28 protein-coding genes are annotated in these 20832 nt (G+C 38.0%); 19 read left to right on the plus strand and 9 right to left on the minus strand.

Going from position 1 to position 20832, the window contains the following annotated elements; translation table 11 throughout:
* The first annotated feature begins 55 nt into the window (after positions 1-55).
* The 7 genes from AC0C45_RS08435 (at position 56) to AC0C45_RS08465 (ending at position 4875) form a co-directional block, all read left to right on the plus strand.
* A complete protein-coding gene (locus tag AC0C45_RS08435; protein ID WP_034653985.1) occupies positions 56-1042 on the plus strand; it encodes a Gfo/Idh/MocA family protein in 987 nt (328 codons plus the stop codon).
* Between the two features lie 608 nt (positions 1043-1650).
* The gene (locus AC0C45_RS08440) at positions 1651-2193 is read left to right on the plus strand and encodes a peroxiredoxin (RefSeq protein ID WP_013082001.1); all 543 of its coding nucleotides are present in this window, start codon (positions 1651-1653) and stop codon (positions 2191-2193) included.
* Between the two features lie 119 nt (positions 2194-2312).
* A complete protein-coding gene (locus AC0C45_RS08445; protein WP_013055693.1) occupies positions 2313-2756 on the plus strand; it encodes a TlpA family protein disulfide reductase in 444 nt (147 codons plus the stop codon).
* A gap of 461 nt (positions 2757-3217) precedes the next feature.
* Entirely contained in the window at positions 3218-3829 is a 612-nt protein-coding gene (locus AC0C45_RS08450) for a sigma-70 family RNA polymerase sigma factor (protein WP_016763255.1), read from the plus strand.
* On the plus strand, positions 3822-3968 hold the full coding sequence (locus AC0C45_RS08455; protein WP_013082003.1) for a YvrJ family protein: 147 nt from the start codon (positions 3822-3824) through the stop codon (positions 3966-3968). The genes AC0C45_RS08450 and AC0C45_RS08455 overlap by 8 nt, the downstream gene beginning before the upstream one ends.
* Before the next feature lie 4 nt (positions 3969-3972).
* On the plus strand, positions 3973-4200 hold the full coding sequence (locus AC0C45_RS08460; protein WP_013055697.1) for a helix-turn-helix domain-containing protein: 228 nt from the start codon (positions 3973-3975) through the stop codon (positions 4198-4200).
* Between the two features lie 222 nt (positions 4201-4422).
* Positions 4423-4875 carry a diguanylate cyclase gene (locus AC0C45_RS08465; protein ID WP_237894117.1) on the plus strand — a complete coding sequence of 151 codons (453 nt, stop codon included), beginning with the start codon at positions 4423-4425 and terminating at the stop codon, positions 4873-4875.
* A 28-nt stretch (positions 4876-4903) separates the two neighbouring features.
* Here AC0C45_RS08465 and AC0C45_RS08470 read toward each other — a convergent pair whose 3' ends face one another.
* The 5 genes from AC0C45_RS08470 to AC0C45_RS08490 all read right to left on the minus strand — a co-directional run bounded on the left by AC0C45_RS08470 (position 4904) and on the right by AC0C45_RS08490 (position 7178).
* On the minus strand, positions 4904-5077 hold the full coding sequence (locus tag AC0C45_RS08470) for a twin-arginine translocase TatA/TatE family subunit (RefSeq protein ID WP_013055701.1): 174 nt from the start codon (positions 5075-5077) through the stop codon (positions 4904-4906).
* Between the two features lie 73 nt (positions 5078-5150).
* Positions 5151-5465: a DMT family transporter gene (locus AC0C45_RS08475; RefSeq protein WP_047933611.1), complete on the minus strand. Its 315-nt coding sequence runs from the start codon at positions 5463-5465 to the stop codon at positions 5151-5153.
* 1 nt (position 5466) lies between these two features.
* On the minus strand, positions 5467-5808 hold the full coding sequence (gene sugE / locus AC0C45_RS08480) for a quaternary ammonium compound efflux SMR transporter SugE (protein WP_013082007.1): 342 nt from the start codon (positions 5806-5808) through the stop codon (positions 5467-5469).
* 41 nt (positions 5809-5849) lie between these two features.
* On the minus strand, positions 5850-6440 hold the full coding sequence (locus AC0C45_RS08485; RefSeq protein WP_472928028.1) for a TetR/AcrR family transcriptional regulator: 591 nt from the start codon (positions 6438-6440) through the stop codon (positions 5850-5852).
* Between the two features lie 84 nt (positions 6441-6524).
* Positions 6525-7178, minus strand: a complete 654-nt coding sequence (locus tag AC0C45_RS08490; protein WP_241096870.1) for a hypothetical protein — start codon at positions 7176-7178, stop codon at positions 6525-6527.
* Positions 7179-8087: 909 nt separating this feature from the next.
* On the opposite strand from AC0C45_RS08490, the gene pgsB reads away from it, so the two are divergent.
* From pgsB to AC0C45_RS08520, 6 genes are all read left to right on the plus strand, one after another.
* Positions 8088-9269, plus strand: a complete 1182-nt coding sequence (gene pgsB, locus AC0C45_RS08495) for a poly-gamma-glutamate synthase PgsB (RefSeq protein ID WP_016763263.1) — start codon at positions 8088-8090, stop codon at positions 9267-9269.
* A gap of 16 nt (positions 9270-9285) precedes the next feature.
* A complete protein-coding gene (gene pgsC, locus AC0C45_RS08500) occupies positions 9286-9735 on the plus strand; it encodes a poly-gamma-glutamate biosynthesis protein PgsC (RefSeq protein ID WP_013055707.1) in 450 nt (149 codons plus the stop codon).
* Positions 9736-9775: 40 nt separating this feature from the next.
* The gene (locus AC0C45_RS08505) at positions 9776-10972 is read left to right on the plus strand and encodes a CapA family protein (RefSeq protein ID WP_013082012.1); all 1197 of its coding nucleotides are present in this window, start codon (positions 9776-9778) and stop codon (positions 10970-10972) included.
* A 29-nt stretch (positions 10973-11001) separates the two neighbouring features.
* Complete coding sequence (locus AC0C45_RS08510) at positions 11002-12564, plus strand: gamma-glutamyltransferase family protein (RefSeq protein ID WP_016763264.1); 1563 nt, start codon at positions 11002-11004, stop codon at positions 12562-12564.
* Between the two features lie 20 nt (positions 12565-12584).
* A complete protein-coding gene (locus tag AC0C45_RS08515) occupies positions 12585-12788 on the plus strand; it encodes a CapE family protein (protein WP_016763265.1) in 204 nt (67 codons plus the stop codon).
* Positions 12789-12901: 113 nt separating this feature from the next.
* Positions 12902-14464 carry a gamma-glutamyltransferase family protein gene (locus AC0C45_RS08520; RefSeq protein ID WP_257062912.1) on the plus strand — a complete coding sequence of 521 codons (1563 nt, stop codon included), beginning with the start codon at positions 12902-12904 and terminating at the stop codon, positions 14462-14464.
* Positions 14465-14490: 26 nt separating this feature from the next.
* Here the strand turns inward: AC0C45_RS08520 and AC0C45_RS08525 are convergent, their stop codons facing one another.
* Complete coding sequence (locus AC0C45_RS08525; protein ID WP_016763267.1) at positions 14491-14940, minus strand: staygreen family protein; 450 nt, start codon at positions 14938-14940, stop codon at positions 14491-14493.
* A 148-nt stretch (positions 14941-15088) separates the two neighbouring features.
* Between AC0C45_RS08525 and AC0C45_RS08530 the strand changes: the two genes are divergently transcribed.
* The 4 genes from AC0C45_RS08530 to AC0C45_RS08545 all read left to right on the plus strand — a co-directional run bounded on the left by AC0C45_RS08530 (position 15089) and on the right by AC0C45_RS08545 (position 16949).
* On the plus strand, positions 15089-15256 hold the full coding sequence (locus tag AC0C45_RS08530) for a hypothetical protein (RefSeq protein WP_013055713.1): 168 nt from the start codon (positions 15089-15091) through the stop codon (positions 15254-15256).
* Between the two features lie 118 nt (positions 15257-15374).
* The gene (locus tag AC0C45_RS08535; protein WP_257062917.1) at positions 15375-15509 is read left to right on the plus strand and encodes a hypothetical protein; all 135 of its coding nucleotides are present in this window, start codon (positions 15375-15377) and stop codon (positions 15507-15509) included.
* Between the two features lie 177 nt (positions 15510-15686).
* The gene (locus AC0C45_RS08540; RefSeq protein WP_013082017.1) at positions 15687-16160 is read left to right on the plus strand and encodes a hypothetical protein; all 474 of its coding nucleotides are present in this window, start codon (positions 15687-15689) and stop codon (positions 16158-16160) included.
* A 129-nt stretch (positions 16161-16289) separates the two neighbouring features.
* Positions 16290-16949: a haloacid dehalogenase type II gene (locus tag AC0C45_RS08545; RefSeq protein WP_047931794.1), complete on the plus strand. Its 660-nt coding sequence runs from the start codon at positions 16290-16292 to the stop codon at positions 16947-16949.
* 30 nt (positions 16950-16979) lie between these two features.
* Here the strand turns inward: AC0C45_RS08545 and AC0C45_RS08550 are convergent, their stop codons facing one another.
* From AC0C45_RS08550 to AC0C45_RS08560, 3 genes are all read right to left on the minus strand, one after another.
* Positions 16980-17162 carry a CsbD family protein gene (locus AC0C45_RS08550; protein ID WP_013082019.1) on the minus strand — a complete coding sequence of 61 codons (183 nt, stop codon included), beginning with the start codon at positions 17160-17162 and terminating at the stop codon, positions 16980-16982.
* 143 nt (positions 17163-17305) lie between these two features.
* Positions 17306-17800: an NUDIX hydrolase gene (locus tag AC0C45_RS08555; protein WP_171777862.1), complete on the minus strand. Its 495-nt coding sequence runs from the start codon at positions 17798-17800 to the stop codon at positions 17306-17308.
* 90 nt (positions 17801-17890) lie between these two features.
* Positions 17891-19441 (minus strand): glycoside hydrolase family 10-like protein, encoded by a 1551-nt coding sequence (locus tag AC0C45_RS08560; RefSeq protein WP_237893571.1) that lies wholly within the window; start codon positions 19439-19441, stop codon positions 17891-17893.
* 215 nt (positions 19442-19656) lie between these two features.
* Between AC0C45_RS08560 and AC0C45_RS08565 the strand changes: the two genes are divergently transcribed.
* Both AC0C45_RS08565 and AC0C45_RS08570 read left to right on the plus strand, forming a co-directional pair.
* Positions 19657-20511, plus strand: a complete 855-nt coding sequence (locus AC0C45_RS08565) for a MurR/RpiR family transcriptional regulator (RefSeq protein WP_047931792.1) — start codon at positions 19657-19659, stop codon at positions 20509-20511.
* Positions 20512-20525: 14 nt separating this feature from the next.
* Positions 20526-20831, plus strand: coding sequence for a PTS sugar transporter subunit IIB (locus AC0C45_RS08570; RefSeq protein ID WP_013082023.1), 306 nt, complete (start codon positions 20526-20528; stop codon positions 20829-20831).
* Position 20832: the final 1 nt, after the last annotated feature.

Below are 20832 nucleotides of genomic sequence, written 5' to 3' on the forward strand. Positions count from 1 at the left end.
TTTTCTTTTCAAAAACGATACAATACAACATAGGTGATAAAAAGGAGATGAAAAGATGATTCGTTTTGGCGTAATAGGAACAAACTGGATAACAGATCGACTGTTAGAATCAGCTCAGTATGTAGACGACTTTCAGCTTGCAGCTGTTTATTCTCGAACCATTGAAAAAGCAGAAGAATTTGCAGGTAAATATGATATTCCTCATATATTTACTGATTTAGAGGAAATGGCAGCGAGTGCTGAAATTGATGCAGTGTATATTGCTACTCCAAATGCTTATCATGCGGAACAAGCTATCTTATTTTTGAAAAATAACAAGCATGTACTGTGTGAAAAACCGCTCGCAGCCAATGCAGCAGAAGTAACCCGCATGATTCAAACAGCCAAAAATCACAAGGTGTTACTAATGGAAGCGATGAAATCAACCCTTCTTCCTAACTTCAAAGTGATTCAAGAGAACTTACATAAAATTGGTCCAATTCGGAAATACGTTGCATCTTACTGTCAGTATTCTTCTCGTTATGATAAATATAAAGAAGGTATCGTGCTTAATGCCTTTAAGCCTGAGCTTGCCAACGGTTCACTGATGGATTTAGGTGTATATTGTCTTTATCCTCTGATTACGTTGTTTGGAGGGCCTCATAAAATAAAGGCAACGGCGTTTATGCTAGAATCTGGGGTAGATGGAGAAGGGTCAGTTGCTTTCGAGTACGAAGATCGCGACGCGGTTATCATGTATTCTAAAATTACAAATTCGCATTTGCCAAGTGAAATTCAAGGAGAAAAAGGCAGTATGGTTATTGACAAAATACATACCGCTGAAAAGGTAGAAATTCGATACAATGACGGACGGGTAGAAGAGTTAACGGTCGATCAGCCTTATCCTGCTATGTACTATGAAATAAATGAATTCGTAGAGCTGTTAAAGCAAGGAAAGATGGAATCGGACACAAATTCTTATGAGAATTCATATTTAACAATGCACGTGATGGATAAAGTGCGAGAGCAAATCGGTCTTGTATATCCAAATGACAATAAATAACAGAGGCTGGGCAAAAGTAGTTTAGTTGAAGAAAGATCCGAACGAGTTTGATTCTTGATGGAGAATCAAGCTCGTTCGGATTTTTTTATTGATAGGGTAAAAGTAGGTTTCATGTATGAAGTTGCTTCTAGCTGTTGCACGGAAATCAACAGCGGTGTCACCCGTCATCCATACTAGATCATTTTCTAATTTGTTCGTCTCTAAATTAGATTGAGATAGCTATGTCTCATTCTCTTTTATTGTGGTTATAAAGAGCATAATTGAGATTCGAAATCTTGCTGCAGCACATTTTAAAAGCAAATATGTTGAAACAAGAGAAGTTTTTTAGTATCTTCTATCTTTATTCATCCCTGCATACATAAGATTAATCAAAGGAAAGAATAAAAAGAGCGGAAAATATTCGATAATCAATCCAAGATTAAAATGATTATAAAAAAGTATTGACTATAATAATAGCTCGTGTATAATAAAGAATGTAATCAATAGTCATTACTAGTTTATAATGATACTAATAATCGTTATCAAATAGAGGGAGTCATTGATTGCATTAAAAATAATACATACAAGCATAAGCTTGTGAAATACATCGTACAAGGAGAGGTTTTGACATGGCAGAACGTATGGTAGGAAAACAAGCACCACGCTTCGAAATGGAAGCTGTACTTGCAAATAAGGAATTTGGAAAAGTAAGTTTAGAAGAAAATATGAAAAACGGTAAATGGACAGTATTGTTCTTCTATCCAATGGACTTTACATTCGTATGTCCAACAGAAATTACAGCTCTATCAGATCGCTACGAAGAGTTTGAAGATCTAGATGCTGAAGTTGTAGGTGTTTCTACAGATACAATTCATACTCACTTAGCTTGGATTAACACAGATCGTAAAGATAATGGACTTGGAGATTTGAATTATCCATTAGCTGCAGATCCAACTCACGCAGTAGCACGTGATTACGGCGTGTTAATTGAAGAAGAAGGCGTAGCGCTTCGCGGGTTGTTTATTATTAATCCAGAAGGTGAATTGCAATACGCAGTTGTAAACCATAACAACATCGGCCGCAGCGTAGAAGAAACATTACGTGTACTTCAAGCCCTTCAAACTGGCGGACTTTGCCCAGCTAACTGGAAACCAGGTCAAAAAACACTTTAATAAATAGCGGTGGAGTAGAGGAGAAATTCCTCTACTGCTGCCATTAAAATAGAAAAGATAGTTTTCTAACTATAAAAGACAGAATATTCAGTTTTATAAATGATGAGGAGGATTTTAAAATGAAATTACGTGAACAAATGCCTGAATTAACTGGAGCAACATCTTGGATTAACGACGAAGTAACAAAGGAAGACTTAGTAGGTGATAAAGCAACGCTTATCCACTTTTGGTCAGTAAGCTGCCATTTATGTAAAGAAGCAATGCCTGAAGTTAATGATCTTCGTGATGAGTATGATGATCAATTGAATGTTGTAGCAGTTCATATGCCTCGTTCGGAAGATGACTTAGATATGGGTGTTATTGAGGCAATGGCAATGGGACACGATATTACTCAGCCAATTTACGTAGACAGTGAGCATAAGTTAACAGACGCTTTTGAAAATAAATATGTACCAGCATATTATGTATTTGATAAAGAAGGTCAGCTTCGTCATTTCCAAGCGGGTGGAAATGGAATGCCCATGCTTCGCAAACGTATTAACCGCGTTTTAGGCGAAGAATAATCTCTACATGAAGAAGAAATAAAAAGGCCGCGATAAAAATATTTTAGCCGAAGTGAAAAACGAACCACTAATCAAAATATTTGATTAGTGGTTCGTTTTTTTTGTTGTGATGAACATAGATTTTATCTGTTTCGTTCCTTCTAGCAGTTGATTGGAGGGCAAGGCGAAGACTCCGCTTTTCCCCCAGGAGTCTTGCACGGAAATCAACGGCTGTGTCACAAGCGGATCAGCTCATGTATCTTATTTGTTCGTCTTTAAATTGGATTCATTTCGTTATGTCTCAATCTCTTTTTTATTTTTTACTGAGTCGTTTTGATTATTAATGAGCAATTCATCATATTGACATAAAAAACCTCATATAGTTAAATTTATATAAGAACAAACGTTCGTTTTTGGTGTTGTTATTTTACTCTTTTCTCCCTTTTTAATAAGTATAAGAAAAAAAGGAGGAGATTTGCACAATGACTCAGCTCTATTCGCAGCAAGAAAAGCGGCACGACAAAGAATGTACCTTTCATACATTTCTTACAAACCACAGCGCAACTCTTCAGACTCATATAATGAATACATTTTTGACACCAGAACGCTATGAGCGATTACAAAAAGCGGTTGTTAAACATGATACAAAAGAACAAAGACTTCTAAACAAAGAATTTCATCAGTTTTATAGCGAAGTTAGATTGCTTCATTATATTAACAAGCTTTGCAGACATTATTCCAGAGATGTTATGCGTGTCAAAGAAAAAGAGCGTTCTTATATTCCTCTTCGCCTGCAGCAGCCGGCTGCGCTAGATGGAAATCGAACAGTGGAAGATATGCTAGGAGTACAGGACGGGGCTGTATGGGAGCATGAATTTTTAGGAAATCAACTTGAAAATCGTATTCTTCATCATGCATTTCGCCAATTAACGGCCAAGCAGCAGTGTATGCTGCACTTGATTATTGTTGAACGCTGGACTCATAAAGAAATCGCTGCTTATTTTTCTATTTCTCAGCAAGCGGTTTCTAATCATTATCAACGTGCGCTAAGCAAGTTGAAAAAAATTATGAAGGTGAGTGATAGATATGTTTGATCCTCAGTGGCTTCAACTTGTTGGAAACGTAGGATTTCCCGCTGTCCTTTCTTTTTATTTATTACTGCGTGTAGAAAACAATATAAAGCGACTTGAAGAAAAAGTGGAGAAATTAACAACTGACTTAAGAAAGAAGTGAAGAAATGGAAACTCTATATGAGCTTGTAAATAAAGTGAAAGCTGGAGATGAAGAGGCGTCAAGGCGTTTATTAAAAAAGCTGGAACCAAAACTAAATAAAGCTGTTCAAAGCTTTTCGCTGCATGAGAGAGAAGACGTAAAGCAAGATTTAAAGATTAAAATTCTTTCCGCTGTTAAGACGTTTGATTTTTCCAAAACGCCAGGACTTTGGGAATTTTTACGCCATAAATAAAAAAGAGCGCTCGTTGTATCGACGCTCTTTTTTTATTTTTGCTGAAGTTCGACTACTTACCTTACGAAAATACAAAAAATAGAAATGGATAAATATTAAAAAAAGGTAAAATATTATGAAAGCCAATAAAAAGCTTGAAATGCTGTCCATAAAAGAAGGCTTAACAGGTCTGAACAACCGCCGATCTCTTGATAACAGCTGGAAATTGAGTGGGAATACGCACTGAAAGAAAAAGAGCCGCTTTCTTTTCTATTATTTGATATTGATTATTTTAAAGCGTATAACGATACCTATGGCCATATTCAAGGAGACGAATGCTTAAAAGAAGTAGCGAATATTGCTAAAAGCGTTGTTTTTGACGAATCGGCTTTTGTTGCAAGATACGGAGGAGAAGAGTTTGGTATATTGCTTCCTCTAGCTAATCAATATGAAGCGATAAAAATGGCAGAAGCTATTAGACAGCAAGTGGAGCAGCGTGCAATTATCCATCAAGCTTCTGACGTGTTTAAGGGTGTCACAATCAGTGTTGGAATAATGACAGTCTTTCCATCCGAAAACATACAGCTGATTTCAATTATCCATGGAGCAGATCAGGCTTTATATGAAGCAAAGCATACGGGTCGAAATCGAATTTCAGTATATTCTCACCACAAAGAAGCTGACTCAAACGTTTGAGTCAGCTTTTAAAAGAGATATAAGCCTCTTATTTAGGAGGAGCTTTTTCTTTTTCATCTTCTTCCATAATTCCTTTTGTAGCGTTTTTAAACTCCTTTAACGTTTTTCCGGCAGCTTTCCCTAATTCCGGCAGTTTCTTTGGACCAAAAAGCAATAGAGCGACAAATACAATTAAGGCAATTTCTCCAAACCCAAGGTTCATTGTCATCGTCTCCTATTTTTTGAAAGTGTTTACAAGTTTAGTATAGCATGAAAAGAAAGGAAGTAGTACATCATTATCCAGTGATTTTAAGACCGATTACACCTGCTACAATACAAAAAATAAATAAAATTCGACGCATGTCTTTTGCTTCATGAAAGAAAAGCATGCCAAGAAGTACGCTTCCAGCAGCTCCTACTCCCGTCCATATGCCGTAAGCTGTTCCGATAGGTATCTCCTTTAGTGCTAAGGAGAGAAGATAAAAACTTCCTGCACCGAAAAGGATAAATCCAATCGAAGGAAACAACCGCTTAAACCCATCTGAAAGTTTTAAAAAAATCACAAATCCCACTTCGCAAAAACCGGCAGCTATTAATGCAATCCAAGCCATGTTACGATTCCTCTCTTTCTGTTTCTTCAGTAGAAATCAACTTCAAACCAACGATTCCAAAGATCATTAATCCTAAAAATAAAATCTTTCCAATATTTGCTCCTTCGTCTAAAACGGTCATTCCAAGTATCGCTGTGCCAGCAGCTCCTATACCAGTGAATACTGCGTAAGCTGTTCCGACAGCAATTTTTTTTAAGGCATTTGAAAAGAAATAAAAGCTGATCACAATTGTGACGATTGTAATGATTGTTGGAGTTATTTCAGTAAATCCGTGCGAATATTTTAAGCCGATTGCCCATACAATCTCGAGCAAACCAGCGATAATAAGGTAAATCCAAGCCATTTTAATTCCTCCTTGCATAAAATAAGCCCTTTTTATAGGGCCTATTTAGCACGTATGCCTTCCCAAAATATCTTCCAAGCATCGTGAATTTTTTGGTCATAATACTCCGGTTCATAATAAAAGCGCTGGATGAACAGTCCGTCGGTTAAACAATAAAAGCTATTGATATACAAATCAATCGGACGTTCAATTATTTCGCCTTCAGCCATTCCCTGTGTAAAAATAGCATGCAGAATTTGATCAGACAATCGTTCGCTTCTTAAGAAAATAGCTTTTACTTCCGACTGTAAATGTTCAGGTGGAAACAAAATAAGACGACGGTACATCTGGCCGAAAGAATCTTTTTCAATCATCGTGCAGAAATCTACAATAAAGCAGTGAAGCTGTTCTTTAGCAGACTTTGTTTTATGCTGTTCGTATATAACAGATAACTTTGTTAGGAATAAATTCATTAAATCATGCACGGTTAGTAAAAATAAGTCGTCTTTGTTCTTAAAATGAGCGTACAGGGAAGGTTTTTTTATGCCTACTTTTGATGAGATATCAGCAAGCGATGTTTCTGTATAGCCTTTTTCTCCAAAGAGCTCCATTGCTGCAGCTCTAATTTTTTCTACAGTTGATAATTCACTCAAGAAAAGCTCCTCCTCAATCTAACTAACGGTCGTTAGGTAAAAGATATCAAATATAAAAAAAAGAAGCAAGGGAATCGCTTCTTTTTAATGTATTTTCACTAAATGACGCTGAGTTAAAAATAAAGAGAAGATAAAAATAAGCTCAAACGTATTTGTTACAGCTGTGCTTGGTATAGGAATTGACACGGCACTTCCTACAATCATCACGGCTACTCCAATCATCATACTGCTCCATCGCGTCTTGCGAAATAAGGAAATTCCAACAAAAAGCAAAATAATCGCCACAATGAGAACCATAAGAGGGGGACCGGATGATCCTACTAATGTATAGCGAACAATGCCATATTCACGTACAACTTCCATACGCTGACTAATCGTCTCGATTATTTCATAGCTAATTAAGGCAAACGTAGTTAGCAAAAAAAGAATGCCGGCAACAGGTTTTTTAGTCCATGTAATCGTCGAATATTTCGCTACGCCATACGCAAAGAGCACCAAAGTAGGGGTAAATAAAGCGTGAAACCAAAAGCGAAGCATGCTGAGTGAACGTAAAGTATCCCCTTCACCGATAAATGAACCGATCCCAATCATTATATTATCGTAAATTAGTCCAGCTATTACTAAAGGAAGAAAAAGCATGTAAAACGGCGAAGTGTTTTTTCGCACTACATATATGCTAAAGAAAAACAGGACAATATAGCAAAAAGAAAATAGAAAATAAAGAGTTGTATCAACCATTGTTTTCCTCCTTTTGATGATACTTCTTCTTTTTATGATAACATCATATGCCAAAAAAGTGAGAAATCATGCATTTTTCTAGGCAATCTTAACGGACAAAAGCTGCCTTTATCGGTAGAAAGATTCAGAAAATATTGAAATAAAAATAGGAAAAGAGGCCATAGTCAAGAGATTTAGATTTACTGAATTGATTATTAAATAAAGGAAATCTATAAAATAACAACAAAAGAACTAGGAACACATGGAGTCTAAATGCTTATATAATTAGAAAAAAATATTTAATGTCCTTTCTATTTAAGTAAGTTAAATGTAAGCAGAAAATGATAAATAAATGTATTTTTCTTACTTTTATATCTATCTATCATCCTTACAAGTACGGTTGTTAGACAAATTCAATTGGTATATCCATAAAAAGGAATTAATGGGATAAAATATTTTTTTATCCCGCCTTTATATTACAAAACGTTTTCTAAAGTTAAGAAATTTTTAATTACGTAATATTTCCGTGTGTTAATTGTAAGAGTGATGTATAAAATATTCCTGTTGTTATGGTAAAAAAAGGTATCGATGGGATTTTTCTAGGTAAATAAACTTTAGACCTATTGTGTAAATTTTAAATAAAACGATGAGTTTTTAATTCTGTAAATAGACAATCGGAATTGTAAGAATATATAACATTTGAGCTATTGACCACTAATGAGCGCAGATGATAGTTTTAGAGCTGTTGAAATTGGTACTCGAGTCCATTTTTCAAAGCAGGTGTTTTAGCAGCATGCTAGCGCTGTTAATTGATTAGCTCCCATACATATATAAAGGGAGTGAAACTATGAAATCGTATATCTATCATTATGAATCAAAAGCATTCATAACGTATCCAACAGGAGAAGTTTGGAAGGAGAAGAATGAAACATGATCTTAATTATCCTATGCTGCCTATTTTTAGTAGGGTATGGCGTTTGGGAGTATCGCAGACATTTACGCAAGCTGCATTCAATTCCTGTACGAGTGAATGTTAATGGTATTCGCGGAAAATCCACCGTTACACGATTGATTACAGGTATTGTAAAAGAAGCAGGTTACAAAACAGTAGGAAAAACGACAGGAACACAAGCGCGTATGATCTACTGGCATACAAGTGAAGAAGAACCAATTATTCGTCGTAAAGAAGGTCCGAACATTGGAGAACAGCGACGAGTAGTAAATGAAGTTGCCGATATTGGCGCGGAAGCTCTTATTTGTGAATGTATGGCTGTACAGCCTGATTATCAAATCACATTCCAAAATCAGCTGATTCAAGCCAAGGTAGGCGTTATTGTAAACGTACTAGAAGATCACATGGATGTAATGGGTCCAACTCTAGATGAAGTTGCTCAAGCGTTCACTGCTACTATTCCTTATGATGGCCACCTTGTTACAATTGAAGGTCCATATTTGGAATACTATAAAAAAATAGCCGCAGAGCGCAACACAAAAGTTATTGTAGCTGACAATGATAAAGTATCTGAAGCGTATTTACGTGAATTTGATTATATGGTTTTCCCTGATAATGCTTCCATCGGTTTAGCAGTAGCAGAAGCACTTGGTATCGATGCTGAAACAGCGATGAGAGGAATGTTAAATGCGCAGCCTGACCCAGGAGCTATGAGAATTACAACGTTTGGCGATGAAAAAAATCCAGCCTTTTTAGTGAATGGGTTTGCTGCCAACGACGCTTCTTCCACGCTTCGTATTTGGGAACGTGTAGATTCAATGAACTATAGTGAAAAGCTTCCTATTGTCATTATGAACTGCCGTCCGGACCGTGTAGATCGCACGGAGCAATTTGCTGAAGATGTAATGCCATACATTGAAGCGGACGTAATGATTGCAATTGGTCAGACGACCTCACCAATCGCTGCAGCATATCAAAGAGGCGAATTGCCAACAAAAGAATTCTGGGATATGGAAGGCGCTTCTACAGAAGAAATTTTAGAGCGCATGAAGCCTTATTTAAAAGATCGTATCGTATACGGTGTCGGAAATATCCACGGTTCAGCCGAGCCGCTTGTTGAAGCTATTATTGAAATGAAAAAGATGAGAAAAGCAGTTTAATCTAGGAGGCCATTTCATGTTCGGATCAGATTTATATATCGCCCTTGTGTTAGGGGTTACACTAAGCTTAATTTTTACAGAAAAAACGGGCGTATTGCCAGCCGGTCTTATCGTACCGGGGTATTTAGCTCTTGTATTTGATCAGCCAATTACCATTTTAATGATTTTCTTAATTAGTATTTTAACGTATGTTATCGTCGTATACGGAATCTCAAAAGTAGTTATTTTATATGGACGTCGCAAATTTACAGCGATGTTAATTACGGGTATTGTGATTAAAGTTGCATTTGATTATTTCTTCCCGATCTTGCCGTTTGAAGTGTTTGAATTACGCGGAATTGGTATCATTGTACCGGGCTTAATTGCAAATACAATGCAAAAGCAAGGTCTTCCTTTAACAGTTGGAACAACGGTTTTATTAAGTGGTGTAACATTTGGAATTATGCAAGTTTATTATTTATTTTAATACACAAACAAACCGCAGCTGGTAAAGGAAGGTGAAAGCGTTGAAAGAGAAAAAATTAAACTTTCAAGAAAAAGTATTGATGTTTATAAAGAAAACAAAGCCTACAACGGGCAAGCAAGCTCTTATCTTAACGCCAATTTTAATCGTAATTTTAGCTCTTTCAGGATGGATGGAGCGTTCGGATGCTCTTGAAAACCCTGAGACGGCTAATCCAGAGGCCAATAATGATTTAACGATGACTATGGTCGGAGACATTATGATGGGTCGCCATGTAAGAGAAGTAACTGAACGCTACGGAGAAGATTTTGTATTCCGCAACGTGGAGCCGTTCTTTAAAAATTCGGATTACGTAAGCGGAAACTACGAAACACCGATTTTAACAAATGACGTAGATTCATATAAAGCAATGGAAAAAGGTATTCATTTATATAGTAAGCCTGCTGATCTAGCGACTGTTAAAAATGCAGGTTTCGACGTATTAAACTTAGCGAACAACCATTCAATGGATTACAGTGCAAAAGGGTTAGAAGATACGATCTCTACTTTTGAAGCAAACAAATTAGATTTTGTTGGTGCTGGCCGTAACTCTGAAGAAGCAAAGCATATTTCGTATAAAGATGCTGACGGTATTCGCATTGCAACCGTAGGTTTTACGGATGTACATTCAGACGGAATGTCGGCTGGAAAAAACAACCCAGGTATTTTAAAAGCAGATCCGGATCTTATTTTCAGCACGATTCAGCAAGCGAAAGCAAATGCTGATTTAGTTGTAGTAAATGCCCACTGGGGTGAAGAATACGATGCACAGCCAAGTCCTCGTCAAGAAGGGCTAGCAAAAGCGATGGTAGACGCTGGTGCGGACATTATCATTGGTCACCACCCGCACGTTCTACAGTCATATGACGTATATAAAGGTTCGGTTATTTTCTATAGCTTAGGAAACTTTATTTTTGACCAAGGGTGGTCAAGTACAAAAAATACAGCGATGGTTCAGTATCATTTAAACAAGCAGGGCCAAGCTAAAATTGATGTTATTCCAATGGTTATTAAAGCAGGTACACCAACTCCAACAGATAACCCTTGGCGCATGAAGCGTATTTATAACGATTTAAACAAGTTTTCTTCAAACCCTGAACTGTTAGAAAAAGAACGAAACAAGTTTGAATTAAACTTAGATCATTCTCGCATTATAAAACATGCAGAGGAGCGCAAAAAGAACGAAGCGCAAGCTAACTAATAGCCCGTCATACACAGAGGAGGTAAAAGATGATAAATAAACGTAATACGATTATTGTTTCCATTGTCATCTTTTCACTCATAGTAGGTGTATGTGTTTATCAATTTATGTTTCCAAAACAAGAATATGCAGTAAGTACTTCAGATCCTCGCGCCACAAAAGTAGGTATGGAAATTCTTAAACAAGGCGGTACAGCAGTTGACGCAGCTATTGCCATTTCCTACACGCTTGGTGTTGTGGAACCGTACGGATCAGGACTTGGGGGAGGCGGCGGAATGCTGATTGATCCAGCAGATGCCTCTCCAACATTTATTGACTACCGAGAAATTGCACCTAAGAATGATAAAGAAGATGAGATTGGCGTACCAGGGTTCGTTGCTGGTATGGATTATATTCAGCACCACTACGGATCTATGTCGATGAGCAAACTAATCGACCCGGCCATTAACTATGCTGAGAATGGGTATAAAGTGGACAAAGATTTGCACGATAGGCTAGTTTCATACAAAGGTAATGTGAATGAAGATGAAATTCCTAGCTTTTATCCAGATAAGGACGCTATCAACACAGGTGAAATTGTGAAACAGCATGAATTAGCGAACACGCTGCAAAAGATTAAGGAAGAAGGGCCAAATGCTTTTTATAGAGGGAAAATTGCAGACGATATTACAGAAGAAACAAAAGTAAGTCACAAAGACTTGCGAAAGTATACGCCTGTTGAACGGAAACCTCTATCGACGAATTATAAAGGTCATCAAATTATTTCAGCACCTCCTCCTTTTGCTGGTGCTACGCTTATTCAAATGTTAAAAATGACGGATCAAGAAGATATTTGGAAGCTGAAGGAATCGCATCCTAGTCTTTATTATCATTTTCTTGGTCAAATTTCAAAAGTAGCTTATCAAGATCGCTTGAAAAAAATTGCTGATCCCGCTTTTATAAAAGAAACGCCAAATGATTGGATCGACGACCATTACGTGCATTTACTTCGTAATAAATTAAATAATACTGAAACAGATCATACCAAAGTAAGCGACGTCGAAGAACATGAAAGTACCACTCATTTTGTTGTCATGGACGGTGAAGGAACCGTTGTATCAACAACGAATACGCTGAGTAATTTCTTCGGCAGCGGTGAATATGTAGATGGATTCTTTTTAAATAATACGCTCAATACGTTTGGGGAAGGAATTAATAAGCGTCAACCTGGCAAGCGTCCAAGAACATTTACAGCCCCTACCATTATTCGTGAAGGTGATGAATGGGTAATGTCCATTGGCACACCGGGAGGAAATCGCATTCCTCAAGTGTTAACGCAAGTAATTGGGGATTATTTTGAAGACAAAGATTCCATTAAAAATGCAGTAGAAAACAAGCGTGTCATTTTTGATTCTCATAAGTTTTATTCAGAAGCCAAGCTTAAACAGTCAACGAAGGATGGTTTAAAAACGTACGGCTATGACTTAAAAAACAATGATAACGCGATGTTTTACGGAGGCGTTCAAGCTCTTGTGAAAGACTTAAAGAAAAATAAGATTCAAGGTGACGCTGATCCGCGCCGCCACGGTTTATGGGAAAAAAGTACAGACTAACTTAATTGGAGGAATAGAAAATGATCGCAAAACGTATCGTAGGGATTGTAGGACCAATTGCTATTGTAGCAGGAGTAGTAGCAGGACTTGGAGCTTTGAAACATCCGGCTACTCTTTCAACAGATGAACAGCAAAAAATTGAAAATAACGTAAAAATGATTGAACAAACAAAATCAGCTGCTGCAGATGCAGTAAATGATGCTGCGGCAGCAGCTGGAAAATAAATAACAAAAAGGCATCGTCCTAGACGATGTCTTTTTTGTGTTCAATGTAATGTATGGATAAAAATGAAAGCGCTTCATAAAATATACAGATGAGTAAAAATGGAGGGTAATATGTGAATAAAAAATTACTGTTGTTTAATATTATTGCTTTTTTATTATTAATTTGCGTTATAGCCGCTTTTTTTATGACTCAATCGAGTACAGATCTTAGTCCTGAAAAGCTGCTTAAAAAAAATAATGATCATTCTTATGGTGTGAGCTCTTCTAATTCTCTGGCAGCAAATGTAGGGATGGACGTATTAAAAGAAGGCGGGAATGCAGTAGATGCGGCCATTGCTATTTCGTATGCCCTTAACGTAGTCGAACCTTTTGGATCTGGAATTGGCGGAGGTGGAGGTATGCTGATTGCCAAAAAAGATCAGCCTGCTACTTTTATCGATTACCGGGAAACCGCTCCAACTTCTATGAGTGGTAAAAACGGGGTGCCGGGATTTGTCGCTGGTATGGAATATATTCAGCAGAAGTATGGTACAAAATCAATGAGTGATTTGATTCAGCCGGCTGTTGAATACGCTGAAAAAGGGTTTGAAGTAGACTCTCTTTTATCGTCTCGATTGTATTACTCTAGAGGAAGGATGGATGTAGACGATCTATCTGCTTTTTATCCAAAGGGAGAAGCAATCGAAGAAGGAGAAACTCTGTCGCAGCCCGTGTTAGCTAAAACACTAATCAAGATTCAGCGAGAAGGTGCGTCTGCATTTTATAAAGGAGATGTGGCACAAGATCTTGCTGATGCAACGCCTATTTCTAAAAAAGACTTATCTTCCTATCAAGTGACAGAAATCAAGCCTGTCGTTTCAACTTACAATGGAACGGAAGTGATTTCAGCGCCTCCGCCTTTTTCCGGAATTACACTGATTCAAATGTTAAAAATGACAGAGAAAGAAAATCTTGAAACAATGCCTGAAAAAGAATATTACGAAACGATGAACAGAATTAAAAAGGCAGCTTACTCCGACCGGTTAAAACAAATCGGAGATCCAGACTTTCATAATCAAAACTCAAGTGAATTAGTCAGTGATGATTATATAACAAACTTGGTCAATCACCCGACACGTTCTTCAGGTGAAGGCGATGAAGAACACGAAAGTACAACACATTTTGTGGTTATTGATTCAGAAGGAACCGTCGTATCTACAACTAATACGTTGAGTAACTTCTTTGGTACAGGCGAACAAGTTGACGGCTTTTTTCTTAATAACAATGCTGATACGTTTGGAAGCAAAGAACCGAATAATCGCGAGCCGGGAAAAAGAGCAAGAACTTTTACGGCTCCAACTATTATAAGAGAAAAAGGCGAGTGGGCGATGGGAATAGGTTCTCCGGGCGGAACGCGGATTCCTCAAATTTTAACTCAGGTACTTTCTAAAAACCTTGACGGAAATGAATCGCTTCAAAAAGCTGTAAACGAACCGCGCTTTATTTTTGACGATTCGACTATTTATGTAGAGCCCGATTTAAATACCAAAAATATTCCTTCTGCGTTTCGAATAGAAACAAAGGAAAGCGACGTCTTTTATGGAGGTATTCAAGCGTTAACCATTAATTTTCAAGATAAACAAATGGAAGGAGCCGGAGACCCTAGAAGAAATGGAGTTTGGAAAACAGGAGATTAACGAAGTAAAGATCCCTTCTCATATGCTTAGGCATAGTGAGAAGGCGTTTGAAAATATCGAATGGAATGAAAATCTTTGTCGCTGGAATGAAAATGTACGTAAATGGGGGAACGATCTAAAGCAGGGTGAGCGTTGAAAAACGTGGCATCACCGTAGCGCAATGCTTTTAGCAAGTAAGGCATTTCCTGTTTGAAAATAGCGTGCCGTATGGCTTGAACGGACTTTTCCGTTTGTTCATTGCCAATAAATACGTATACATACAGCGTATCAACACCGTCTTTGTGGAGCCATTCGGCAAAAAGCTCATTTCGCTGTTCATTTAATTGATCAACAGCAAACTTTTCGTCGATCCAAAGAAATAAATCGTCTGTTTGTTCAGAATGTGTGAGCGTATAGCGTCGCCCAATAAAAGGAGAGGTGGGCGTGCTTCCTTGCCGGTATGTGACGCTAAATTGCTGAGGATTAAAAGCAGACAAACGGCATCTTCCTTTCACGCTTTTAAGTAGTTTATGCATAAAAAAGAGAAATTTCACACATTCGTCAAGAATTTTAAGCTGTTTTTCTTACATGCATACTTATGAAAAAGTTGTTACACTGAAGAAAAAAAATAGTGGGTGATAAAAGATGGAGCCACTGTATATTGTCTTATCAATTTTTTTAGCAGCGATGCTATCGTATGATATTGCTAAATTTGTTCGAGGGGACCGGCCAGATTGGAAAGAGGGTCTCGTGACGGGCCTTGTGTTCGTGGGCTTTTTAGCAGCCATGCAAATGGCTTTTCACATTGTATAGCGACGAAAGAAGCTGGGACAAACGTAGTTTAGTTGAAGGAAGATCCGAACGATGAATCGTTCGGATCTTTTATGGTTAGGATGAACGGAGATTTCATCTATGTAGTGGCTTCTAGCCGTTGATTGGAGGGCAAGGCGAAGACTCCTGCGGGAAAAGCGGAATAGGTGAGACCCCGCAGGAGCGTCAGCGGCGAGGAGGCTCACCGGCCGCCCGCGGAAAGCGAAGTCTTGTACGGAAATCAACAGCGTTGTAACAAGCGATCTACACTCGATCATTTATCCTATTTATTTGTTTTTCGATTGAATTAATGTAGATATGTCTCAATCCCTTTTTTAAAGATATGCCGGATAAGTTTAATCCGGCAATACTAAAAAGCTTGGATATCGAATAAGCTGTTGTATACTGCATTTTTGATAAAGGGGCTTTTTACTTGTATCGAAAAAAAACACTGCTTTTGAAGCGAAGTTTAGGAGTAGCTGTGTTTCTTTCTGTTATTGCGCTGGGAGTTTGGATGTTTCAATTTACATTCTTTTCTCCAAGTCATCAAGCCAAATCTGCCGTAAAAGAATTTTATACGCTAGAACAGGAAGGAAACTTTTCGGAATCATGGGACCTTTTTCATTCATCCATGAAAAAGAAATGGACAAAAGGTGCATACATACAAGATCGAGCACACGTATTTCTCAATCATTTCGGGGTAGACACCTTTACGTATTCCATTGAAGATGTTGAAAAAAGAAAGAGCTGGAAGATGGAAAATGATCGTAAAGCGTTTCCTGTTGTTTACGAAATGACCGTTATCCAAACGTATAAAGGGAAATATGGAAACTTTGATTTGGTGCAGAAAGTGTATGCTGTTCGTGAAAAAGGGGAATGGAAAGTCGTGTGGGATTATAAACAGTAGGAGAGCCTGCTGTTTTTTTATCTTCATAAGAAATGAGCATACATCAGCTGTTAATAGGCCTCTTTTTTAACAGAAAAAACGTTATGTTTTTTTGCGAGTGGGTAAAATGAAAGGAGGAGGCGAACACAGATGAAATTTAAAACGATTTTATTTGATGCATATGGAACGCTGTTTGATGTACATACCGTTATTGAAACGTGTGATAAGCTGTATCCGGAGCGGGGAGAAAGTATTAGCCATTTATGGCGTTTGAAGCAAATTGAATATGCCATGCAATACCAGCTGATGGGGCGATACGTTGACTTTTATGCATTAACAAATCAATCCCTGAAATATGCAGCAGAAGCAAATGATATTGATTTGACGGAACACGAAGAAAAAATGCTGATGAGTGCTTATATGAAGCTGAATGTCTACGATGAGGTCAAAGAGGTGCTCGCCTATTTAAAAGAAAAAGGATATCGTCTGGCTATTTTTACGAATGGTCCTAAGCACATGATTGATCCGCTTGTTTCTTATCACAACATGAATCATTTATTTGAAGACGTTATTTCCGTAGACGAAATCAAACAGTACAAGCCTACGATGGCAAGCTATCATTATGCAAAAAATAAAATGAACGCAAAAAGAGAAGAAGTATTATTTTTGTCATCGAATACATGGGATATTGCCGGTGCTAAAAACTACGGGTTCGCAACAGCTTGGGTCAACCGAAAAGGAAATGTAGCTGAACATAAAGAATTGCAGCCAAACGTAATCATTAAAAGCTTAAATCAGCTTATTAAATAAAAAAAGAACGAGCATTAAGCTCGTTCTTTTTTATTTATTGCTAAATGTATCTTTTGTTTCGCCTACTGCTTTTTGAGCATTTCCTTTTGTTTTCTCAGCTTTTCCTTCACGCTGAAGGTCGCGGTTATTCGTTGCATTTCCGACTTGATCTTTTACTTCACCTTTAGCTTTTGATACATTTCCTTTAACTTTATCTCCTAAACCTTTACTCATTTTAATCTTCCTTTCTATTAGTGATTAAGTAGTGTTACTTGTCTGTTCCACCGTTAGAAAGAAATTAAACATATTCTCTGATTTTGACCTAAACAAAAGCTAAGCCTGCGATATTCAAAAGTAATGTGTAGGCACTATCATCATTATCGTTCGGAGGTTTTAAGTTCCCATTCATCATAAATCTGAGATTCATAAGGCCACGACAAAAAGCTTAAAGATTCCACTGCTTTTAGAACAAGAGGAGAAGCATTATCGATGTTAAGATCCTGCGGTGCGATCCACAATGCTTCCAAAGAATCTTGTCCTTCAAACTGGACCGGGTTGGAAAGAAGCTCACCGCCGGCAATGTCTACGTGATAAAAAACGGCAATGTGATGTACGTGGGTAAATTCTTTCCACTTACAGGGATACTGAAAATCCGTTGTACCCGCTTGAGAAATAATAGTAATTTCAAAGCCCGTTTCTTCACTAAATTCTCTTTTCATCGCATTTGTTAATGTTTCACCGTGTTCTAGCTGTCCGCCTGGCAAATCAAAGCGATGAATATACGGCCCTCTATTTTTTCTGATAACAAGCAGCTTGTCATCTCGCATACAAATTCCATATACGCCAAAGGCGCGATCATAGTTTGGTTCCATCTTTTTTTCACTACTTTCTATAACAGAATGGCTTGATAAAGCATCATTTGATTTCTTTATCCTACCATACATTTTGCTATAGAACCTTTTTTAATGAGATGCTTTTACAGTAAGCGTGCGGGAAACAGCACTTTCGTTATGCAAACGGTCAACAGAGGTTACAACATATGTGTACGTTTGATTTTTGAGTGCGCTTTGATCTACAAACAATTGTGTTTCTCCTGTTTTCCGAACGGTTGTCAGCAAGTTTTCTGCGTTATTAATGTCGCCTCGTATATTGCCTTGGAAGCGATAAATGGCATAATATGCGGAATCATTCTGCTGATGATCTCGAATTTCAAACGCTGCTTCTTTTGTATGAGGGCCCGCGTTTTTTAATTTTGGTGCTTTTGGGGCCGTATCATCAAGCCAAGGCATTGATGGAATAAGAGCAGGATGTTTATAAATATCGTTTTGCAGCTTGTCTTTTATTCCTAGTGGGTTTCGGTTCAAATCTTTCAGGCTAAAATGCATGCTCCCGTGTACTTCTGGAAATTGGTGATTCAGAGCAATTTGTCTTGGATACTCATCGGGATCAGACCATGCTTCCACCGCGTTGTTATTAATTTTGTAAGCAGCTTGTCCAATATAAAGGTGAACTGGCTTTCCACGAACTTCATCTCTCCACCAGTTGAGCAGCGTATCGTAAGCAGCTGGTTCAAATCCGATATTCCAATAAATTTGCGGAGTGATGTAATCAACGTATCCATTTTGAATCCACGTACGCGTATCGGCATACAAATCATCGTAGTTTGTTTGTCCAGCAGTAGTCTCAGAGCCAGTTGGATCATTAGCGATGTTTCTCCACACGCCGAACGGACTGATACCAAACTTCACGTATGATTTTGTTTTTTTAATAGACGTATTTAAATCTCGAACAAGCTGATTAACATTGTCTCGTCGCCAGTCTTCAATGTTGGAAAACGTTTGAGCACCGTAGGTTTCATATGTTTTTTGATCTGGGAACGTTTGCCCTGCAATTTTGTAAGGGTAAAAGTAGTCGTCCATATGAACAGCATCAATATCATAGTTTCTTACGACTTCGAGCACTTCTTCAATAATAAAGTTTTTTACTTCTGGAATACCTGGGTTATAGTAGAGTTGTTTTCCGTAGGAGACGACCCAATCAGGATGTTGTTTGGCAGGATGATTATCGGCAAGTTTGTTTAAATCAGTATGATTCATGGTAATGCGATAAGGGTTAAACCATGCGTGGAATTCTAAGTTGCGCTTGTGTGCTTCCTCCACCATAAAAGCTAGAGGATTGTAGCCGGGATCTTTTCCTTGTGTACCCGTTAAATATTCTGACCACGGGCCATATTTCGACGGATAAAAGGAATCAGCGGTAGGTTTAATTTGAACCACCACAGCATTCATCCCCATTTTTTTTACTTCATCTAGCAAATAGGTAAACTCTTTTTTCTGCTGCTCAACCGGAAGACCAGGCTGAGAAGGCCAGTCAATATTGTATACGCTTGCAATCCAAGCGGCTCGAAGCTCCCGTTTTTGATACGTGGTAGGTACGTCTGCTTTAGCAGGTAACGCGCTCGAACAAAACAGCAGTAAAAACAGGATGCTTCCTATACATTTTTTAATATACATGTTCGTTCCTCCTTCTTTTTTGGTTGAGATAAAATTTCTTTCATAATATAGCATGTGGTCGTTATATTCACAATAGATTTTAATAAAATATTCTGAAAAATAAAATAAAGTTTTGAAAATATCAGAAAAATATTGAAATTAAACTTCAGAAAAAATATAATAATGGTAATTTAAAGAATATTTTAGAAATACGTTACTTAACGATGGAGGAATTCATGCGCCAATTTTCCGTACTTACTTTAATCGATGCACAAATGAATCATTACAGTCCTGCTGAGGGAAGAGTAGCTGATTACGTGTTAGAAAATCCTACGACCACGTTGAATTTAACGACCAAACAGCTAGCTAAGCAGTGTCAGTGCAGCGAAGCTACGATTATTCGTTTTTGTCAGCGTGTAGGAATCAATAGTTTTAAAGAATTAAAGATTGAATTAGCAAAAGATGCCCATAAGGTGAATAACGAGCAGCTGCCGAATCTTCCGGTTAATTTTGAAGACGAGACCGAAGCCGTGCTTGAAAAAGTCATGAGTAAAAGTATGAGCGCACTTATGAACACAAGTCGTTTAGTGAGCTCTTCTGCAATTGATGCAGCCGCGGAAGCTATTCATAGAGCGAAGCGAGTGTTTTTATACGGAGCAGGGGGATCATCTGTAGTTGCGCTAGATGCTCAGTATAAACTGCTTCGAATTGATATTTCAGCGCTGTTTTCATTAGACAGTCATGTTCAAATGGTGATGGCTACGAACATGACAAAAGATGATGTGCTGTTTGTAGTATCGACTTCTGGTCAAACAAAAGAAGTGGTGGAACTGATGCAAATAGCCAAAGATAAAGGAGCAGCGGTTATTTTGCTAACGCAGCACGGCTCATCGCCAGCTTCTAGATTAGCTGATATTCTGCTGACTATTTCAGTAGAAGAACAGCATATTCGAATTGGAACGATGAGCGCTCGTATTGCTCAGTTAGCCGTTGTAGATGCGATGTTTATACGGTTATGTATTCAAAAAGGCAATCAAGTGTTTGAACGCATAATCGATACACATAATGTAATTCAAAAAATTAAGAGGTAGGGGGAAACGAGAAAATGAAGGTATTGTTTGTATGTTCTGGAGGAATGTCAAGTTCGATTGTGGTAAAAGCATTAAAAACGGAAGCACAAAAGCACGGAACGGATATGGAAGTGCTGGCAATTGGGACAAATGAAGTAGCAGAGGAAATTCAAAAAGGCTGGGATGTTGTAATGGTTGCACCGCAGATTCGCCACCGGTTTAACGCAGTGAAAGCGGAAGCGGATAAAGCTTCTGTTCCGTGCGGGCCGATTCCGCCGCAGGCTTATACGCCGCTTGGAGGTCCGACGCTTTATAAAACGGTTCAACAGCTCGTTAGCTGAG

Source organism: Priestia sp. VA7, assembly GCF_055710015.1.